The sequence below is a fragment of the Desulforhabdus amnigena genome, assembly GCF_027925305.1.
Lineage (GTDB): Bacteria > Desulfobacterota > Syntrophobacteria > Syntrophobacterales > Syntrophobacteraceae > Desulforhabdus > Desulforhabdus amnigena.
In genome coordinates, this window is sequence record NZ_BSDR01000001.1 from 61,462 (window position 1) to 77,105 (window position 15,644).

General features: G+C 47.8%; 13 protein-coding genes. 6 read left to right on the plus strand and 7 right to left on the minus strand.

Annotated features, from left to right (window positions below; translation table 11 throughout):
• Positions 1-51: 51 nt before the first annotated feature.
• The 3 genes from QMG16_RS00275 to panC are packed head-to-tail and all read right to left on the minus strand — an operon-like array spanning position 52 to position 2,034.
• Positions 52-762, minus strand: a complete 711-nt coding sequence (locus tag QMG16_RS00275) for a DUF502 domain-containing protein (RefSeq protein WP_281791679.1) — start codon at positions 760-762, stop codon at positions 52-54.
• Positions 747-1,139 (minus strand): aspartate 1-decarboxylase, encoded by a 393-nt coding sequence (gene panD / locus QMG16_RS00280; RefSeq protein WP_373878696.1) that lies wholly within the window; start codon positions 1,137-1,139, stop codon positions 747-749. The genes QMG16_RS00275 and panD overlap by 16 nt, the downstream gene beginning before the upstream one ends.
• Before the next feature lie 43 nt (positions 1,140-1,182).
• Positions 1,183-2,034: a pantoate--beta-alanine ligase gene (gene panC / locus QMG16_RS00285; RefSeq protein ID WP_281791681.1), complete on the minus strand. Its 852-nt coding sequence runs from the start codon at positions 2,032-2,034 to the stop codon at positions 1,183-1,185.
• 499 nt (positions 2,035-2,533) lie between these two features.
• Here panC and QMG16_RS00290 point away from each other — a divergent pair, with 499 nt between their 5' ends.
• The 3 genes from QMG16_RS00290 to QMG16_RS00300 all read left to right on the plus strand — a co-directional run bounded on the left by QMG16_RS00290 (position 2,534) and on the right by QMG16_RS00300 (position 6,785).
• Positions 2,534-4,486 (plus strand): acetoacetate--CoA ligase, encoded by a 1,953-nt coding sequence (locus QMG16_RS00290; RefSeq protein ID WP_281797015.1) that lies wholly within the window; start codon positions 2,534-2,536, stop codon positions 4,484-4,486.
• A gap of 690 nt (positions 4,487-5,176) precedes the next feature.
• The gene (locus QMG16_RS00295; protein WP_281791682.1) at positions 5,177-6,016 is read left to right on the plus strand and encodes an ABC transporter permease; all 840 of its coding nucleotides are present in this window, start codon (positions 5,177-5,179) and stop codon (positions 6,014-6,016) included.
• Positions 5,994-6,785, plus strand: a complete 792-nt coding sequence (locus QMG16_RS00300) for an ABC transporter ATP-binding protein (RefSeq protein WP_281791683.1) — start codon at positions 5,994-5,996, stop codon at positions 6,783-6,785. Before QMG16_RS00295 ends, QMG16_RS00300 begins: the two co-directional genes overlap by 23 nt.
• A gap of 86 nt (positions 6,786-6,871) precedes the next feature.
• On the opposite strand, the gene QMG16_RS00305 is transcribed toward QMG16_RS00300, so the two are convergent.
• On the minus strand, positions 6,872-9,022 hold the full coding sequence (locus QMG16_RS00305; protein ID WP_281791684.1) for a glycosyltransferase: 2,151 nt from the start codon (positions 9,020-9,022) through the stop codon (positions 6,872-6,874).
• 316 nt (positions 9,023-9,338) lie between these two features.
• Between QMG16_RS00305 and QMG16_RS00310 the strand changes: the two genes are divergently transcribed.
• The 3 genes from QMG16_RS00310 to QMG16_RS00320 are packed head-to-tail and all read left to right on the plus strand — an operon-like array spanning position 9,339 to position 12,865.
• Positions 9,339-10,256: a glycosyltransferase family 2 protein gene (locus tag QMG16_RS00310; RefSeq protein ID WP_281791685.1), complete on the plus strand. Its 918-nt coding sequence runs from the start codon at positions 9,339-9,341 to the stop codon at positions 10,254-10,256.
• A gap of 25 nt (positions 10,257-10,281) precedes the next feature.
• Positions 10,282-11,430: a glycosyltransferase gene (locus QMG16_RS00315; RefSeq protein WP_281791686.1), complete on the plus strand. Its 1,149-nt coding sequence runs from the start codon at positions 10,282-10,284 to the stop codon at positions 11,428-11,430.
• A gap of 25 nt (positions 11,431-11,455) precedes the next feature.
• Positions 11,456-12,865, plus strand: a complete 1,410-nt coding sequence (locus tag QMG16_RS00320; RefSeq protein WP_281791687.1) for a sugar transferase — start codon at positions 11,456-11,458, stop codon at positions 12,863-12,865.
• Between the two features lie 39 nt (positions 12,866-12,904).
• Here QMG16_RS00320 and QMG16_RS00325 read toward each other — a convergent pair whose 3' ends face one another.
• The 3 genes from QMG16_RS00325 to QMG16_RS00335 are packed head-to-tail and all read right to left on the minus strand — an operon-like array spanning position 12,905 to position 15,626.
• Positions 12,905-13,705 (minus strand): glycosyltransferase family 2 protein, encoded by an 801-nt coding sequence (locus QMG16_RS00325; protein ID WP_281791688.1) that lies wholly within the window; start codon positions 13,703-13,705, stop codon positions 12,905-12,907.
• The gene (locus QMG16_RS00330; RefSeq protein WP_281791689.1) at positions 13,702-14,451 is read right to left on the minus strand and encodes a glycosyltransferase family 2 protein; all 750 of its coding nucleotides are present in this window, start codon (positions 14,449-14,451) and stop codon (positions 13,702-13,704) included. The genes QMG16_RS00325 and QMG16_RS00330 overlap by 4 nt, the downstream gene beginning before the upstream one ends.
• On the minus strand, positions 14,430-15,626 hold the full coding sequence (locus QMG16_RS00335) for an O-antigen ligase family protein (protein WP_281791690.1): 1,197 nt from the start codon (positions 15,624-15,626) through the stop codon (positions 14,430-14,432). The genes QMG16_RS00330 and QMG16_RS00335 overlap by 22 nt, the downstream gene beginning before the upstream one ends.
• Positions 15,627-15,644: the final 18 nt, after the last annotated feature.

Here is a 15,644-nt window from a genome sequence, read left to right on the forward strand (position 1 = left end):
TTTCTGCAAGCCCATCCCCATCGGCGGACGCAAAGGTCAGACCATTCGGCTCTATGGGGCAATATCCGAACCGCAGACTGAAGATTCCTCTTCTTCCTTCGCGCCGGGAACGGGAATGGTGTGCTTTTTCGAAGCGAACCTTTCACACCCGTATTCCGGCGTGACCAGCCCCCCCGAAATGATCAGTTTGAAGGCGTCTTCAACAGTCATTTTCAGAGGGACGACATCTTTTTCAGGAATGAGAAGATAGAACCCTGAAGTGGGGTTGGGCGTTGTGGGTAAGAAGACATTGATGACCCGCTCCTTGGTGAGGTCCTGGACCTCTCCCGAGGCGACACCCGTGACGAACCCCAAGGCATAGATGCCTCGCCGGGGATATTCTATGAGCACGACTTTTTTGAAGCCTTTGTAGGACTCGGAAAAAATGGCAACCAGGAGTTGCTTGACTGCCGAATAGAGAGGGCGCACCAAAGGAATCTGGTAAACAATTCGCTCTCCGAACTCGACGATGCGTCCCCCGAGATAGTTCTTCACCAAAAGGCCGGTAAAAAAGATCAACAGTAAAACAAGGACAATTCCAAGCCCCGGAAGGGGAAAAGGAATGTAGTTCTTGGGATTGTAACGCGTGGGAATCAAGTTGAAAACCCGGTCCGCATGGGTAAGCAAAAGCATCACCACATAAACGGTGATGGAAAGGGGAACCACCGTCAGCAGACCGGCAATGAAATAGTTCCGAATCTTATCTTTTATTTTCTTGAGCAACAAAGCTGTGCCTGTATCTTCGTATTGGGTTTATATGGCTTGTTGTCCTTGCCCAAAAAAACGACTTTGGGCTCGTGGTTTGCTATTTCATTTTCTTCATAATGGCCGTAGGTGACAATGATGATAAGATCACCTTTTGCACCCATTCGGGCTGCAGCTCCGTTGAGACAAAAATCGCCTTTTCCCGCCGGACCTGGAATGGCGTAGGTATCAAACCGCGCGCCATTATTGATATTGAAGACTTTGATCTGTTCATAAGTCAGAATATCGGCAGCCTTCATCAATTCTTCGTCAATGGTAAGGCTTCCTTCGTAGTTGAGGTCGGCGTCAGTCACTGTCGCACGATGGATTTTGGACTTGAGCATCAAACGTTGCATCATTTCCTCCTGGAGTTTTGTTATTCAGCTTGAGAGCCACGGTTCATTGGGGAATATTTAACACGCAGTTATCGATAAGGCGAGTTGTACCCAAAAAAACTGCAAGAGCAAGCAGTGTGGGGCCATCGATTCTGGAGACCTCTTCGAGGGTCTCGGGATGACGGAGTTCCGCATAATCGATTCGCATGTCTTTGCCGGCTTTCAGGATTTCTCTGACGCGCTTCAGGATGATATCACTGCGCCGTTCTCCACTTTGAATCAGTGTTTGAGCTTCCCTGAGGGATTGACTCAGGCGTAATGCTTCTTGTCTCTGCTCAGAGGTCAAATAGACGTTCCGGCTGCTCAGAGCCAGCCCATCCGATTCTCTGACAATGGGATGGCCAAGCACCTCAACATCCATATTGAGGTCTTTGACCATTCTACGGATGGTCACCAGTTGTTGGAAGTCCTTTTCACCAAACATGGCCACATGGGGTTTCACGATATTGAAAAGTTTGTTGACCACCGTGGTCACTCCACGAAAATGCCCTGGCCGGCTTTTGCCGCAGAGCGGAAGCGTCACTCGCGTGACATCCACATAGGTCTGATATCCCTCAGGGTACATTTCAGCGGCTTCAGGTGAAAAAGCGGCATCCACTCCCACCTCCGTCGCCAGACGAATGTCATTCTCAAAGTCCCTGGGATATCTTTCAAAATCTTCACCTGGGCCGAACTGCGTCGGGTTGACGAATACACTCATTACCACAATATCTGCATGAGTCCGGGCTTTCTGCATCAGAGTCAGATGTCCCGCATGTAGATAGCCCATGGTGGGCACCAGAGCGATTCTTTTTCCCTCGCCGCGCCACATGTCGGCTTGCTGCTGCATCTCGGAAACACTTTCGATGATGCGCATGAATTCTCCTTTTTGTTGAGTCGAAAACAGGAACTTGCATGCACACAAACAACAAAAGCCTTCGGGACTTGGGGGTCCGGAAGGCTCATCGTACCGGCGCGTGTTCCATTTTCACAATAGCCTTTCATCTTTCCCGGTGATTTCGTCTCGGTTCCTGTTGAATTGGATCCAAGCGAAATGAAATCCCGCAGACCGGCTGTTCAGTACCAAGGAGCCTGCTTTTTGTCAAGAATTATATCGGATTGGGAAGATTTGAACCAGGCTTTGAAAAGAACTTTTTGCCCGGCGAGGATGACGGGAACCGGAAGAAGACCCTCCCCCTCATTCGATGAATTCGCCTCCCATCGCATCTTTATCTTGATAAAGGGTTAACTGATAGTATACAAAGTTTGATAAATCTTCACGCATGGGTTCAAGAACATCCATCTGTGAGTTCTTTGAATGTTGAAAGGGGTCTCGGGTTCACCAGAACTTACAAACCGACAGAAAGGGACAAATGATGAGCAAACTCCTATGGCAGCCTTCCGAAAGACGTATCCAAGAGACAAACATGTATCAGTTCATGCAGTACGTCAATGATCGCTACGGAAAGAGTTTTCGCACTTACAGCGACCTGTATCAGTGGTCGATCTCTGACATCCCTGATTTCTGGGGTGCCGTGTGGGACTATGGACAGATCATTCACAGCGTGCCTTACACTCAAGTGGTGGACGATGCTACGAAGCTGCCCGGAGCCCGCTGGTTCGTGGGGGCAAAGTTGAACTTTGCAGAAAATCTGCTGCGTTACCGTGACGATCATGTCGCCCTGAGCTTCAGGACCGAAGGCACTCCGACGGTGCGCATCACCTATGCGGAACTCTATGATCGGGTGGCCCGCCTTGCCAGGGCGTTTCGGGACATGGGATTGCAGGTTGGAGATCGAGTGGCTGGTTTCATGCCGAATATGATCGAGACCGTCGTTGCCATGCTTGCCACCACCAGCGTGGGAGCCATCTGGTCGTCATGCTCCCCCGATTTTGGAATCAAGGGGGTCTTGGACCGTTTCGGCCAGATCCAGCCGCGTGTTCTCTTCACTCCCAATGGATACAGTTATAGCGGAAAAAAAATAGATTCCCTGGAACGTATTGCCGAAGTGGTGCAGCAAATCCCGAGCATCGAAAAGGTTGTCGTAGTTCCCAACACGGATCCTCATCCCGACCCGACGCGTGTCCCCAACGGAATCCTTTTTGAAGACTTTCTGGCCAAAGAAAAGGGTCTGGAAATAGAATTCGAACAACTGCCCGCCGATCATCCCGTCTATATCATGTATTCCTCGGGAACCACCGGTGTTCCCAAGTGCATCGTTCACGGGGCGGGTGGCACACTGATCCAGCACATCAAGGAACTCAAGCTTCACACCGACCTCAAGCGTGAAGACACTATCTTCTACTTTACGACCTGCGGATGGATGATGTGGAACTGGCTGGTCAGTTCTCTGGCGTTGGGGGCGCATGTGCTGCTTTACGACGGTTCTCCCTTTTATCCACGGCCCGACGCTATGTGGAAGATGGCCGAGGAGGAAAGGATCAGTATTTTCGGGACCAGCGCCAAGTACCTGGCGGCCGTTGAAAAAGCTCATGTGAAACCCAAAGAATCCTTCGACCTGACGCCTCTCAAAGCGATTCTCTCCACCGGTTCGCCCCTTTCCATCGAGAGTTTTGAATTCGTTTACCGGGATATCAAAGAAGATCTTTGCCTCTCTTCCATTTCCGGCGGCACGGATATCATTTCCTGTTTCGCTCTGGGAAATCCCATAGGCCCCGTTTATGCGGGCGAACTTCAGTGCCGGGGACTGGGGATGAAGGTGCAGGCCTTTAACGACGAAGGCAAGCCGGTTATGGGAGAAAAAGGTGAATTGGTCTGTACCGCCGCGGCTCCCTCCATGCCCATCAGCTTCTGGAACGATCCCGATGGCAAGAAGTATCGGAACGCTTACTTTGAACTCTACCCGGGAATCTGGAGTCACGGCGATTACATCGAAATCACCGAAAACGAGGGCGTCATCATATACGGAAGATCCGATGCCACTCTCAATCCCGGAGGCGTACGCATAGGAACCGCCGAGATCTATCGCCAGGTGGAAAACATTCCTGAAGTCCTGGACAGCCTGGTGATCGGTCAGGAGTGGGATAACGATGTGCGGGTGATCCTGTTCCTGAAACTGCGTGAAGGTTTTGAACTGACCGAAGAGCTGCAGAAGCGGATCAAGACCATGATTCGTGAAAACACGACTCCCCGCCATGTTCCAGGAAAGATCATCGCAGTACCCGATATCCCTTATACCATCAGCGGCAAGAAGGTGGAGCTTGCCGTGCGCAAGGTCATCCACAATCAGGAGGTCAAGAACAAGGACGCCCTTGCAAATCCTGAAGCCCTCGACTACTATAAAGACCTTGAAGCGCTGAAATCTTAAGAGATGCTGAAAGCTTGCCTTGAACAGATCTTCCCCGTTCAACTCTGAGGATCAGCTTAGCCGACATGTGTTGAAGGCTGTCGGGAGGAGGTGAGTTTGGGGGGCCGTTTTGAGGTTATGAATTTAAATACCGCTTTCAGGTGAAATGAACCCGAATGGAATTCGGGCTAAAGTTTTTATTGGAGTGGAAGACCGGTTTAAAAGTAGAGGGTTGAAGCTAAAGGTGAGGGGCGAAAGCCCCTCTCTTTATGAAATGAACTGCCGGTTTTCCAGGGAGGGGAGCGTCCGCCGGTACAAATCATGATGCTGGTATTTCTGAACAGATTTTCATTTCGACGGACTGAGACCACATTTCTTGCTCACCTCGCTTATTATTTCGTTCCAGTTTGCTGAAAACACTTGCTAACAGGGAAGCGCGGAGGATGTCGAAAAAATCCGGTGCGTTTAACTTCTTTAAAGGTTTACCGGAACTTATAGTGGGAATTTTGACTTTGGGTTTGACTGATCAGGAATTTAAGAATAGCATTCAATGGATTTCTTCTTTCAATAATATGATTTTATTATGGATTATGCTTAATGGGATACGGGAAGATGGTCGGTTTCAGGAGATAACATAGAATCATACAAAGAATCGCCAGGCGGCTGTTTCTTGTCTTCTCTTGTTGTTGTGGCATGTATGGAAAGCGGGAAATGAAGGTTATATCCAGGAAAAACGAACCCTATTATTACGACTCGGCTAAGCGGCAGATCCCCATGTTGGAAGAGTTTCTGGAGCTTTTCCGGTACCGTGAACTTCTGGCACAATTTGTGGCCCGCAATATAAAAATCCGTTATAAACGTTCTGTATTGGGGGTTGCCTGGACGATGCTCAATCCACTGTTCATGATGGTGATCATGACCCTGGTTTTTTCAAAGCTCTTTCGCTTCACCCTGGATTACTACCCGGTGTATGTACTTACGGGGTTCATTTTTTGGAACTTCTTTTCCCAGACAACCACTCTGGCTATGAACGAGCTGGTCTGGGGGGGGAACCTGTTGACTCGCATATATATGCCACGCGCCATTTTCGGCGTCACAGCTCTTGGGACAGGCTTAGTCAATATTTTTCTGGCATTGGTGCCGCTTCTGTTGATCATGCTGGTAACCGGTGCCCCCCTAAGACCTGCACTCTTTTTCTTGCCCGTTTCCATCCTCCTTTTGGCTATGTTTACACTGGGAGTCGGCCTTTTTCTTTCAATGTTGGCAGTCTATTTTGTTGATATCCTTGAAATATATCAGGTCGTTCTGCTTGCCTTGATGTATCTTAGCCCTGTTATTTATCCTATCCAAATCATACCGGAAGGATATGTTTGGGTGTTTAAAATGAATCCGATTTACTACCTTTTGGAGGTTTTTAGATCTCCGATTTATTATGGATGCCTTCCGGATTTTCATTCATTGCTTTTCGCCATGTTGATCTCTTTGGGAGCATTGCTGTTCGGTTGGTGGAGTTTCGCGAGGAAAGCTGATGATTTCGCTTACAGAATCTGATGATAGATCCCAAAAAGCTTTTCCAGGAAGTATCAATGAACCTGTTATAAGGCTTGAAAATGTTTCTGTTCGGTATCGTTTGCCACGAGAGACCATAAAAAGTGTGAAAGAATATACCATTAAAAGGATTCTACAACGGCGTTTGATTCATGATGAGTTTTTGGCTCTAGATGATGTAAGTTTAGATATCGAGAGGGGGGAACTGTTCGGCTTGATTGGCCGTAATGGTGCGGGCAAGAGCACTCTTCTCAAAGTGATATCGAGAGTTCTTCGTCCTACGTCCGGACGCCTTCAACTGCGCGGTCGGGTTGCGCCGTTGCTGGAACTTGGAGCCGGATTTCATTTTGAACTCACAGGGCGGGAAAACGTGTTTCTCAATGCGTCATTGCTGGGCTATTCCCGCGCTCAAACGGCCGAACGCCTCGACGAGATTGTGGATTTTGCGGAAATATCTGATTTTATTGATGCCCCCCTTCGTACTTATTCCACTGGGATGGTGGCGCGGCTCGGTTTTGCCGTAGCTACAACCACTCAACCTGATATCTTGATCATTGATGAGGTATTGTCCGTAGGCGACGAACATTTTCAGCGAAAGTGCCGTGAGAGGATCAATGAATTTCGAAATAATAAGGCGACGATACTTCTGGTGACCCACAGTATGGAAGTTGCGCGCAGCATGTGTAACCGTGTTGCATGGCTGGAAGGTGGTCGAGTACGTGCTCTGGGTCTACCGGAAGAAATCGTGGCGTCTTATCAACAAAATTCATGAGATGGATGTACTGTTCAGTTATAGAGAGGCTGTGTTTATTGACAGTTGAAATACCCTCCACCAGGACAGCCTTTTCCAACGTATTTTCAGTGTCGTTCAATCGTCAGTTGTTTAAATGAAGCCAGATTTTCAAAAAGCGCTTCGTACTGCTTGCTTACGCGTTCGAGGGAATACCCTCCTTCAACAACAGAGCGCCGAGCGTTTGTGCGCAGTTCCTCAAAGCGGTTTCCCCTCTCTCTGATGAGTTGCCTCAGGGCCGGTAGCAGTTCCATTGGTCGATTTACCGGCGCCAAATAGCCGTTGATCCCCGGTTGGATCACCCGCTCGATTTCTCCAGCCTTGGTGGCAAACACAGGGATTTTCATGGAGAGGGCTTCAAGCATGACCATTGGAAGTCCTTCGACGACGGAAACGAGGACCAGGACATCTGCAGCTGCATAAATGGAACCCATCTCTTCGGGAGAGACAAAAGGGAGCCATGTAAGCCGGGAAGAAATGGGCGATCCTTGAAGCAACGCCTCTGTTTGCTTGCGAAGTATTCCATCTCCGACCATCATGAACTGGACCGCATTTTCTGAGAGGAGGTTTTCAGCAATCTTGACAAAGATATGCGGCCGCTTCTCTTCGCTCAACCGTCCCACAAAGAGCACTAAGAACGCCTCCCGGGAAATGCCCCATCGATGTCTTGATTCATTGCGGTCAAACCTTTCCGGGTTGTAGAGTCCCTCTGTGTCCACTCCGTTGAAAATGACCTGGATCTTCTCCTCCCGAATCGAATTTTTCAGAAGACTCTCTTTGATGTGCTGATTCACTCCGACAAAACGGTCAATATACGGCTCATAAGCTATAGCGTTTCTGAAGTGCCCCAATTGGCTGTCATTATGAAGAATATTGACAATGGGGAGAGCAGGACGGTTTTTCTTGATCTCTGGAAGATATTTATAGCCAATTTCGCTGCCATCCAGGAGCAATGCGTGTATGGAGCGTGTTTTGAGAAAATTGAAAACAAAGGGTTTCCAATTGCGTTCATCCAGGAAATTGGGGAGATGGTAGATACAGGGGGTAACTGATTTGATCTGTGCCTCCAGCGGGTTCTTGCTGCGTACCGTCGTCATGACATGGATGTTCCACCGATTGGCCAAAGTCTGGAGGATTTGTCTCAGAACCATATCGGCTCCACCCAATTCTAGCCAGGGAACAAGCACCAGCAACCCCTTTTCCTTGGCGGCAGGTAAGTACTGGTTTGGGTGGTTCAAATTGATGAAGGGTCGATCCGGCTGAATGTCATGGTAAGCTCTACGGATTTTATGACGCAGTCTGTGCTGTATAAAAATATTTGGATTTAATTTCTTGATGCGTTCCCGCAGTTCTTCTGCGATAGCGTCAGCTTTGTGCGTTAAGGTTTTTCCATGTCGTCGATGCCCGAACAAAAGTTCCGGAATCGTTTTACCTCTGAGTCCTTTTGCCCCCAGACGAATCCAGAATTCCCAGTCTTCATAGCCTCCCCGCATTTCAGGGCGATAGCCTCCAACATCCAGCCAGTCTTCTTTCTTGAAGACTGCACTGGCCAGAACGTGATTGTATTGCAGGATTTTGTCAATATCGAAATCTTGAGTCTCCCACGTTCCCTGCTCATCGCCAAAGAGATGAAGCCAGGAGTAGGCAAATCCAATCCCGGGATTACTCTCAAGCATGGAAACACACTTTTCAAGATAAGTGGGCTCCAGAATATCATCTGCATCCAGGCAGCAGATATATTTGCCCCTGGCCTTCGATATCCCTTTATTCCTTGCTCCCTCCGGTCCCGTATTTGCCTGATGGATGACTTGAACTTTCGGTTGCTGCAGATTTTCAAGAAGATTACAAGTATAAGGGTCTGTGGACCCATCATTTACAACGATAACCTCAAGGTCTTGCAGTGTTTGGCGGGCGACGCTCTCCAGAGCATCCCCAAGAAAACGTCCATAATTGAAGCAGGGAATCACTACTGAAACGAGAGGAGCTCCATCGTTGTGCGGCCAGGGTTGCGCCGGTTGGTTGATGAGTGGGAGCTGTTGAGGGATGGCCCGATAGAAAAGATCCAAAAATCTATTTATCTTGGCTTTGGCTTCAGGGGAGAGCTTTTCCTTGAGCTGCCAACGCATCAGATACAGGATGTGGTCCAGATTGAGTTTCCAGGAAGGTTCTTTGGGTTTTGGGGAAAGGGGTGTCACCGCCAAAGGAGCTTTATCTTTCATATAATCAGCATTTCCTTGAGTCATTTTGGTACGCAGTTCGCTGTGAACCACTGCTGTGCTCAAAAAAGTTTAGAATCTTTATCTTCGCATACAGAATTTTCAAAGAGTTTTGATACATTCCGACCACCTTGTTGCCTTGCGTGTTTCATACAGAAAAAACTTGACCATTCTCATAAATATAATAAATTTTACTATCATAGATTTTTTAAACGATGTGAACAACCAAAAAATTCTATGCCTTGTCCATTTGCTCAAGGCTTTTTATTTTAGAATATCAAATTGTTAGCTATAATATAAAAAAGAGTTGCATATCCCTTTGAAAATCGCTGTTGTCATTTGCACCAAGGACCGTCCGGCAGATCTGAATCAATGCCTCGTTTCACTTGCCATACAAGACTATCCCCTTTGTGAATTGGTGATAGTGGATGCAAGTGAAAGCGATGCTACACGAAGGCTTGTGAAGGGATTCGATATGCCGCACGGCCCTTCCATAGAGTATATCTCGTCGCCCAGAGGACTTACTTTGCAGAGGAATACAGGCATACGCCGGCTTCGGTCCGAACCCGATGTCGTATGCTTCCTGGACGATGATGTTGAAATCGAACCCGGTTATTTGAGGAATGTCGCAAGGAAGTTCGAAGCGGATACGGAAGGGCGGATTCTTGGAGTCTGTGGCAATGCGGCAAATGAAAAACCGAGAGGCATTTTTGACCGCATGGTTCGAAACCTCTTTATGATTACGGATAATCGAAGTGGAAAAATCCTTCCCTCCGGTGATGGGGGGCATATTTATTCTCCCCGGCGGGATGAAACGGTGGCTGTCTTGTCCGGATGCAATATGTGTTATAGAAGGGAAGTGTTTACTCAATACGGGTTGGCCTTTGATGAGGTCCTTACCGGCTATGCCTTCATGGAAGATCATGATTTTTCCTTCCGGGTGAGTAAATACGGTGGGCTGGTGCAACTGGCGGACGCAAGGCTTGTGCACCATGTCAGTCCGGTTTCCCGCCCGGCTTTAAGAGATCTCTTTGAAAACTACATCATCCATTCATTTTATATTTTCAGGAAAAACCACTCGCCTCAACCGTTCGAATACCTTTGCTATGGATGGCGCCTTGTGGGAAAGTTTCTCCAGGCATTCCAATTGACGCTGAAGTCTCGTTCCGTCTTTCCACTGTCCGGGTGGATTTCCGGTCTTTTGAGGATAAGAAAACTTGTCAAACGGGTCGACTGAAAAAGGTCGGTGCAGGCTGATCGTCATGCTCGAAGGTACCTCGGGTGGGGCACGCAAGCATGTGATCGATTTGCTTCTGGGACTTAACAAAGAGAGGTATGCCATCACTTTCATCTACTCTTCCCAGAGAGCGGATGCCGTTTTTGAATCCCTCCTGCCCGTGCTGGATCGAGTGGGAATCGAGCGGGTGGAAGTGCCCATGAATCGTGGTTTTCAAGGCATAGGAGATTTCAATGGCCTTTTGCGGCTCAAACACGTTTTTCGCAGGATCCGTCCGGACCTGGTTCACGCACACGGGGCCAAAGCGGGCGCACTGGGGCGCTTTGCCGCGCGGATGCACGGTGTGAAAGGTTCGGTCTATACCCCTCATGGCGGATCATTTCATAAATTTGGAGGCGGCAGCGGGCTGCTCTATTTGATGATAGAAAAGAGCCTTGCCGGTGCATCGAATCATATCATCGGGGTATCTGAAAGTTCGTGTGAAGTGGCCAGGAAGCACCGCCTGGCCAGGCCTGATCATATTCACCTGGTCCATAACGGGATTGATCTTGCTCAAATCGATGTGTGGAAGCGAGGCTTTTCGGCGTCAAATCATCAAAAAAACCGGAGACCGGATTCCTTTACGGTGCTCTATCCGGCTTCCTTTCTCGAAGCCAAGGGCCACCTCCAGTTGCTGGATGCCCTGGATCGCAGTCAGACAAAGCTGCTTCCGGGAATTCTCATATTGCTTGCTGGAGAAGGGCCTCTGCGTGATAAGGTTCACTCCAGAATTTATGAGCTCGGTTTAGAGAGGCATTTCCAATTTCTGGGCTTCCAGCCAAATCTTTATGCCTGGTACCAGAGGAGCGATCTTGTGCTGCTTCCGTCGCGGTTTGAAGACTTTCCTTATGTCCTCCTGGAAGCCATGGCCTTTTCAAAACCGGTTCTTGCGACTCGGGTCGGCGGGATTCCTGAACTTGTAGAGGATGGGTGCAATGGCTTTTTGATCGATCCAGCCCATTTGATGGAATTGCCGGTCCGCCTCAATGCATATTCCCGCGATCCGGATTTCCTACAGGCCGTGGGCGAAAAGGGGCGTTCCACGGTGGAACGCGGATTCACGGTTGAACGGATGGTTGCGGCAACGGAAACGATCTACGAGAATATTTTGTCTGCTACAAATTTGATTCGATAACGCAAGAATTTCAAAGGTCAACGGTATGTCCCTGGTAATAAACCTTAGAGAGAAAAGCACCTATCTGGTCAGGGTCCTGCATGCATTGGACTGTGTCGCTGTGGTTTCCTTTCTTTGGCTGCTCATGAAATGTTATGGATTGGCATGGGAAGATTGCTATACCTATCTTTCTGTGGTGTCCTGCATCATGAGTCTGTTCATCTTCCCTTCGTTTCAGTTGTACCGATCCTGGCGTGGGCATGGCCTGCAAAATGAATTCATTCTTATCTTCAAGGCCTGGGGGACCGTCGTGGGCCTCTTGCTTTTCTTCTCGTTCGTTCTGAAGGTGTCCTATTATTTTTCGCGATTTGTCATATTGCACTGGTTTGTTCTTACCCCCGTAATCATATTCTGTTTGCATATGCTTGTGAGGATGCTGCTTCGGGTGCTTCGCAGCATGGGGGGAGATGCAAGAAATGCCGTCATCATCGGTGCAGGTGAACTGGGGATGAGGGTGGCAGAGCACATCGAGAATACGCCGTGGGCGGGCATCCGTATTGCCGGTTTTTTCGATGATCGCAAAGAGAACACCGATCCGTCCCTGCAAGGCAGGACCATATTGGGTAAAATCCATGAACTGCCTGACTATCTTCGGAAAAACCTCATTGATTATGTCTATATAGCGCTTCCTATGCGTGCCGAAGAGAAGATTTTTTCCATTCTCACCCATTGCCGGACTCTGGGGGCGGAAGTGTATCTGGTGCCCGATCTTTATCTGTTCAGTCTTTTCAATGCGCAGCTTCAGTCGTTGGGAGACCTGCTGCTTCTCAATTTCAATCCTTACAATACCTGGAAGCGTTCTTTCGATATCGTGTTTTCTCTTGCCGCCCTTCTTCTGACGCTTCCCATCGGTTTGCTCATCGCCTTGGTCGTTAAGTTGGAAGACGGAGGCCCCGTCTTCTATGGTCATCCAAGGATCACTTCCACGGGAAAGGTGTTTAAGTGCTTGAAATTCCGAACCATGCATATCCATGCGGATCGAAAACTGACCGAAATTTTGCGCAACGATCCAGACGCCCGAGCTGAATGGGAGCGAACCTTTAAACTCAAGAACGATCCGCGCATCACACGGGTGGGAAGATTCCTGCGCAGCACGAGCCTCGATGAACTGCCTCAGTTCATTAACGTTCTGAAAGGGGAAATGAGCGTGGTCGGTGCACGGCCCATTGTCTACGAGGAACTGGACAATTACTACAAAGAAAATGCCGGCTTGTACTGTTCTACAAAACCAGGCATGACGGGACCTTGGCAGGTGGGGAAGCGCAGTGAGACGGCAGACTATAGTGAACGGGTGCAGTTGGACAGGTGGTATGTGCTCAACAGTTCTTTCTGGCTGGATCTGAAGATCATTTTCAAGACTTTGAGAACCATGATAAGCGGGAGGGGGGCCTATTGACCAGCCTCACCACAGCGGATACATTTCAATCCCTCGGTCTCATGATTTACCTTTGAACAGATATTTATCCATTCCATTGGTGCACCGGGAGATCTTTTTCCTGACCGTTTCGTCGAGGATGCGCTGATTTGCAGACAGTGCGGATAAGGACCGATGGGCATGAAAAAGATGGTATGCAAGAGCGGAAAAGCGAATGTTTTGCTTCCGGATGCCGTAGTTCAGAAGCCTTGCCGCAAATTCACTGTCTTCTCTGCCCCAACCTTCAAAATCTTCATTGAATCCATTGACGGCCAGGGCATCCGACCTCCAAAAGGAAAAATTGCAGGTTCGGATTCCCCGTAACTCTCTTTTGTCCCTTGAAAACCATTTGCTGAAAAGCTGGGATCGCAATGCGTTTTTTCTGTTCAAGAGCCCCGGTTCAAATGGAGAAAAATCGAATTGCTCCGTCCGCAATACTTCAGCAGTCTTCTCGCGTGTCAGGAGCACTCGCGACCCTTGAGAAAAGTGGCCGGGCTTTGCCATGATCATGTGGTCTTTGACAAAATCTTCATGAAGGATCATGTCCCCATCGATGAGAATGACATATTCCCCTTTAGCTTCACTAATGGCCTTGTTTCGAATCTTTGCGGCACGAAAACCGCGGTCTGACTGCCAGACGTGCAAGAGTGGCATGGGAGCTCTACCGGCCAGGTCCCGGACCGCTTCGCTTGTTTCAGCCCCCGATCCGTCATCCGCAATGATGATTTCCCAAGGGTGTTCTGTCTGGCGGAAAGCGCTCAAAATGGACAACCTCAGAGCCTCGACCCAATTGTATGTTGTGATGATAAGAGATACTTTCACTTTCTGTTTTCTTCGTAAAGCATCATGTATTTATAGAACACACCGTTTGCATTGGATACCGAAATGAGCAATCCCCTGTAGCCGTAGAGGAATCCCCTCTGCCAAAAAAAATTCTTGAGAAAACTCATGACCGCATGTGAAATGGCCTTCGATGGTGAACTTTTTTTCTTGCCCCTGTTTTCAAGGGCAAAGAGCCTTGCGTAGTTTTGCATCTTATCGAGAAGGTCTGAAGCGTTTTCAAACGAAAAGTGCTTGATGGGCTGATGCAAATCCACTATGCGCGATGATTTTCCGACAATGAGGCTCTCGTGAACCAATTTGTCATTGAATGCGGTGTGCCTTCTGTTATAGAGCCGCAATACCCTGTCCGGATGCCAGCCGCAACACTTGATGACCTTCCCCGCGTAGTGGTTTTCCCGGGGCAGGGAATAAATGTGATTGTCGTGGAGAACCAATTGCCGGATTTCCTGAAAAGCCTCCGAAGTGAGCATTTCATCGCTGTCGATGTTGAGAATCCAGTCATGGGTTGCATGATGTGCCGCTAAATTTTTGAGCGGCCCGAACCCCAGAAATTCAGATTCAAAGATTCTTACATTGGGAAACGCACTCGCTCTCTCCAGGGTTTTGTCCGTTGAACCGTTGTCCAAAAGGATGATTTCGTCAAATCCCTTGAGAGAGCTCAAGCAGCGTTCGATACGGTCCTGGTTGTTCCTGGTCAGGATGGTTACACTGATTCGATGTGCCATCTTCTGTTCTCTTGGAATGTATTACAATCCTTGTAAAGAAAAGCGCTGAAATAGACAAAGCTGAGGGAAGTAAAATGTCCTAACAGATAGGAATCCGTGAACATGGCTGTCATAAAAATGATAGGCAATGCCAATTTATTGTGTCTTGAAAGGTCCGACGTAGCAAACGCGCACCTTATTTGAAAGTAGAAAATGGAGAGAAATATCAGTAACCCCAATATGCCGAATTGAGCCATCACCAGCAAATAATTGTTGTGAGGATTGACTGTCGTTACAACATCCGGAGTTTGAAGTTGATTAACCTTGTTGTATTCTTTTGAAAAATCTCCCGTTCCGACTCCAAGTAAGAGATTGTTTTTTATGATATTCAGTGTATTAATATAGAAGGTGATTCTGTCATTTACATATTTTGAAGGTCTGTTCATTTTGAAAGTTGTTACTTCATCTACAACAGCATCGATTCTATTTTTAAAAACATTGCTTGTATAATAAATTGTAAAAAAAAGAATGGGAATAAGCAGGATAGATAAGCTAACCGATCTAGCTATCTTAGATTCAAAAAATTGGAATAATATAATAATTAATGATACGAAATAAATTATTTGTCCTGTTCTTCCAATAGTGATAAACATATTTATGCTCATACTTATAAATAAAATTGAATATATAATTAATAGTGATTTTGATAGCTTGTAAAATACTAATTTGTCTAGAATGAAATAAATACAAACAGCCAGCAAAACATTGTAAAAGACATGTCCCATGACGGTAAATTTTGTGATTCCCAGTATATTAAGATAAGAAACTACATGAGCGAAAGTCATCGCTGCAATGAATGCAGTGAGATAGTATTTGGAATCTTCCTTTTTCATTGCCGTCATTAACACTGGAAGCATCAGGATCTTCCATTCTTTGCCCGCCATATGGAGCCCCCATTTCAAATCCTCTGTCCATGCGAGCCCCACGATATGTAACAGGTAGAAGGCGAGAAATGCCAACGCAACTTTATTATTTTTAATCTCTTCAATACGTGCGGCGAAGTTTCCACTACAAATCCATAAGATCGCAATGACTACCGCCACGATGGTTCCGATGGAAACGGAAACAGCCATTGCAAAACCCAGGACGATCAAAAGGTACCGGTTGGCGTTAGCCAGGTTGTTCGATAAACGCATGTTTTTCGATCCGGACAC

Excerpts from the sequence above, each read along its gene's own strand:
- panC (WP_281791681.1), bottom strand. The coding sequence starts at position 2,034 with ATGCGCATCATCGAAAGTGTTTCCGAGATGCAGCAGCAAGCCGACATG.
- panD (WP_373878696.1), bottom strand. The coding sequence starts at position 1,139 with ATGCAACGTTTGATGCTCAAGTCCAAAATCCATCGTGCGACAGTGACT.
- QMG16_RS00300 (WP_281791683.1), top strand. The coding sequence starts at position 5,994 with ATGATTTCGCTTACAGAATCTGATGATAGATCCCAAAAAGCTTTTCCA.
- QMG16_RS00330 (WP_281791689.1), bottom strand. The coding sequence starts at position 14,451 with ATGGCACATCGAATCAGTGTAACCATCCTGACCAGGAACAACCAGGAC.
- QMG16_RS00315 (WP_281791686.1), top strand. The coding sequence starts at position 10,282 with ATGCTCGAAGGTACCTCGGGTGGGGCACGCAAGCATGTGATCGATTTG.
- QMG16_RS00290 (WP_281797015.1), top strand. The coding sequence starts at position 2,534 with ATGAGCAAACTCCTATGGCAGCCTTCCGAAAGACGTATCCAAGAGACA.
- QMG16_RS00305 (WP_281791684.1), bottom strand. The coding sequence starts at position 9,022 with ATGAAAGATAAAGCTCCTTTGGCGGTGACACCCCTTTCCCCAAAACCC.
- QMG16_RS00320 (WP_281791687.1), top strand. The coding sequence starts at position 11,456 with ATGTCCCTGGTAATAAACCTTAGAGAGAAAAGCACCTATCTGGTCAGG.
- QMG16_RS00295 (WP_281791682.1), top strand. The coding sequence starts at position 5,177 with ATGAAGGTTATATCCAGGAAAAACGAACCCTATTATTACGACTCGGCT.
- QMG16_RS00335 (WP_281791690.1), bottom strand. The coding sequence starts at position 15,626 with ATGCGTTTATCGAACAACCTGGCTAACGCCAACCGGTACCTTTTGATC.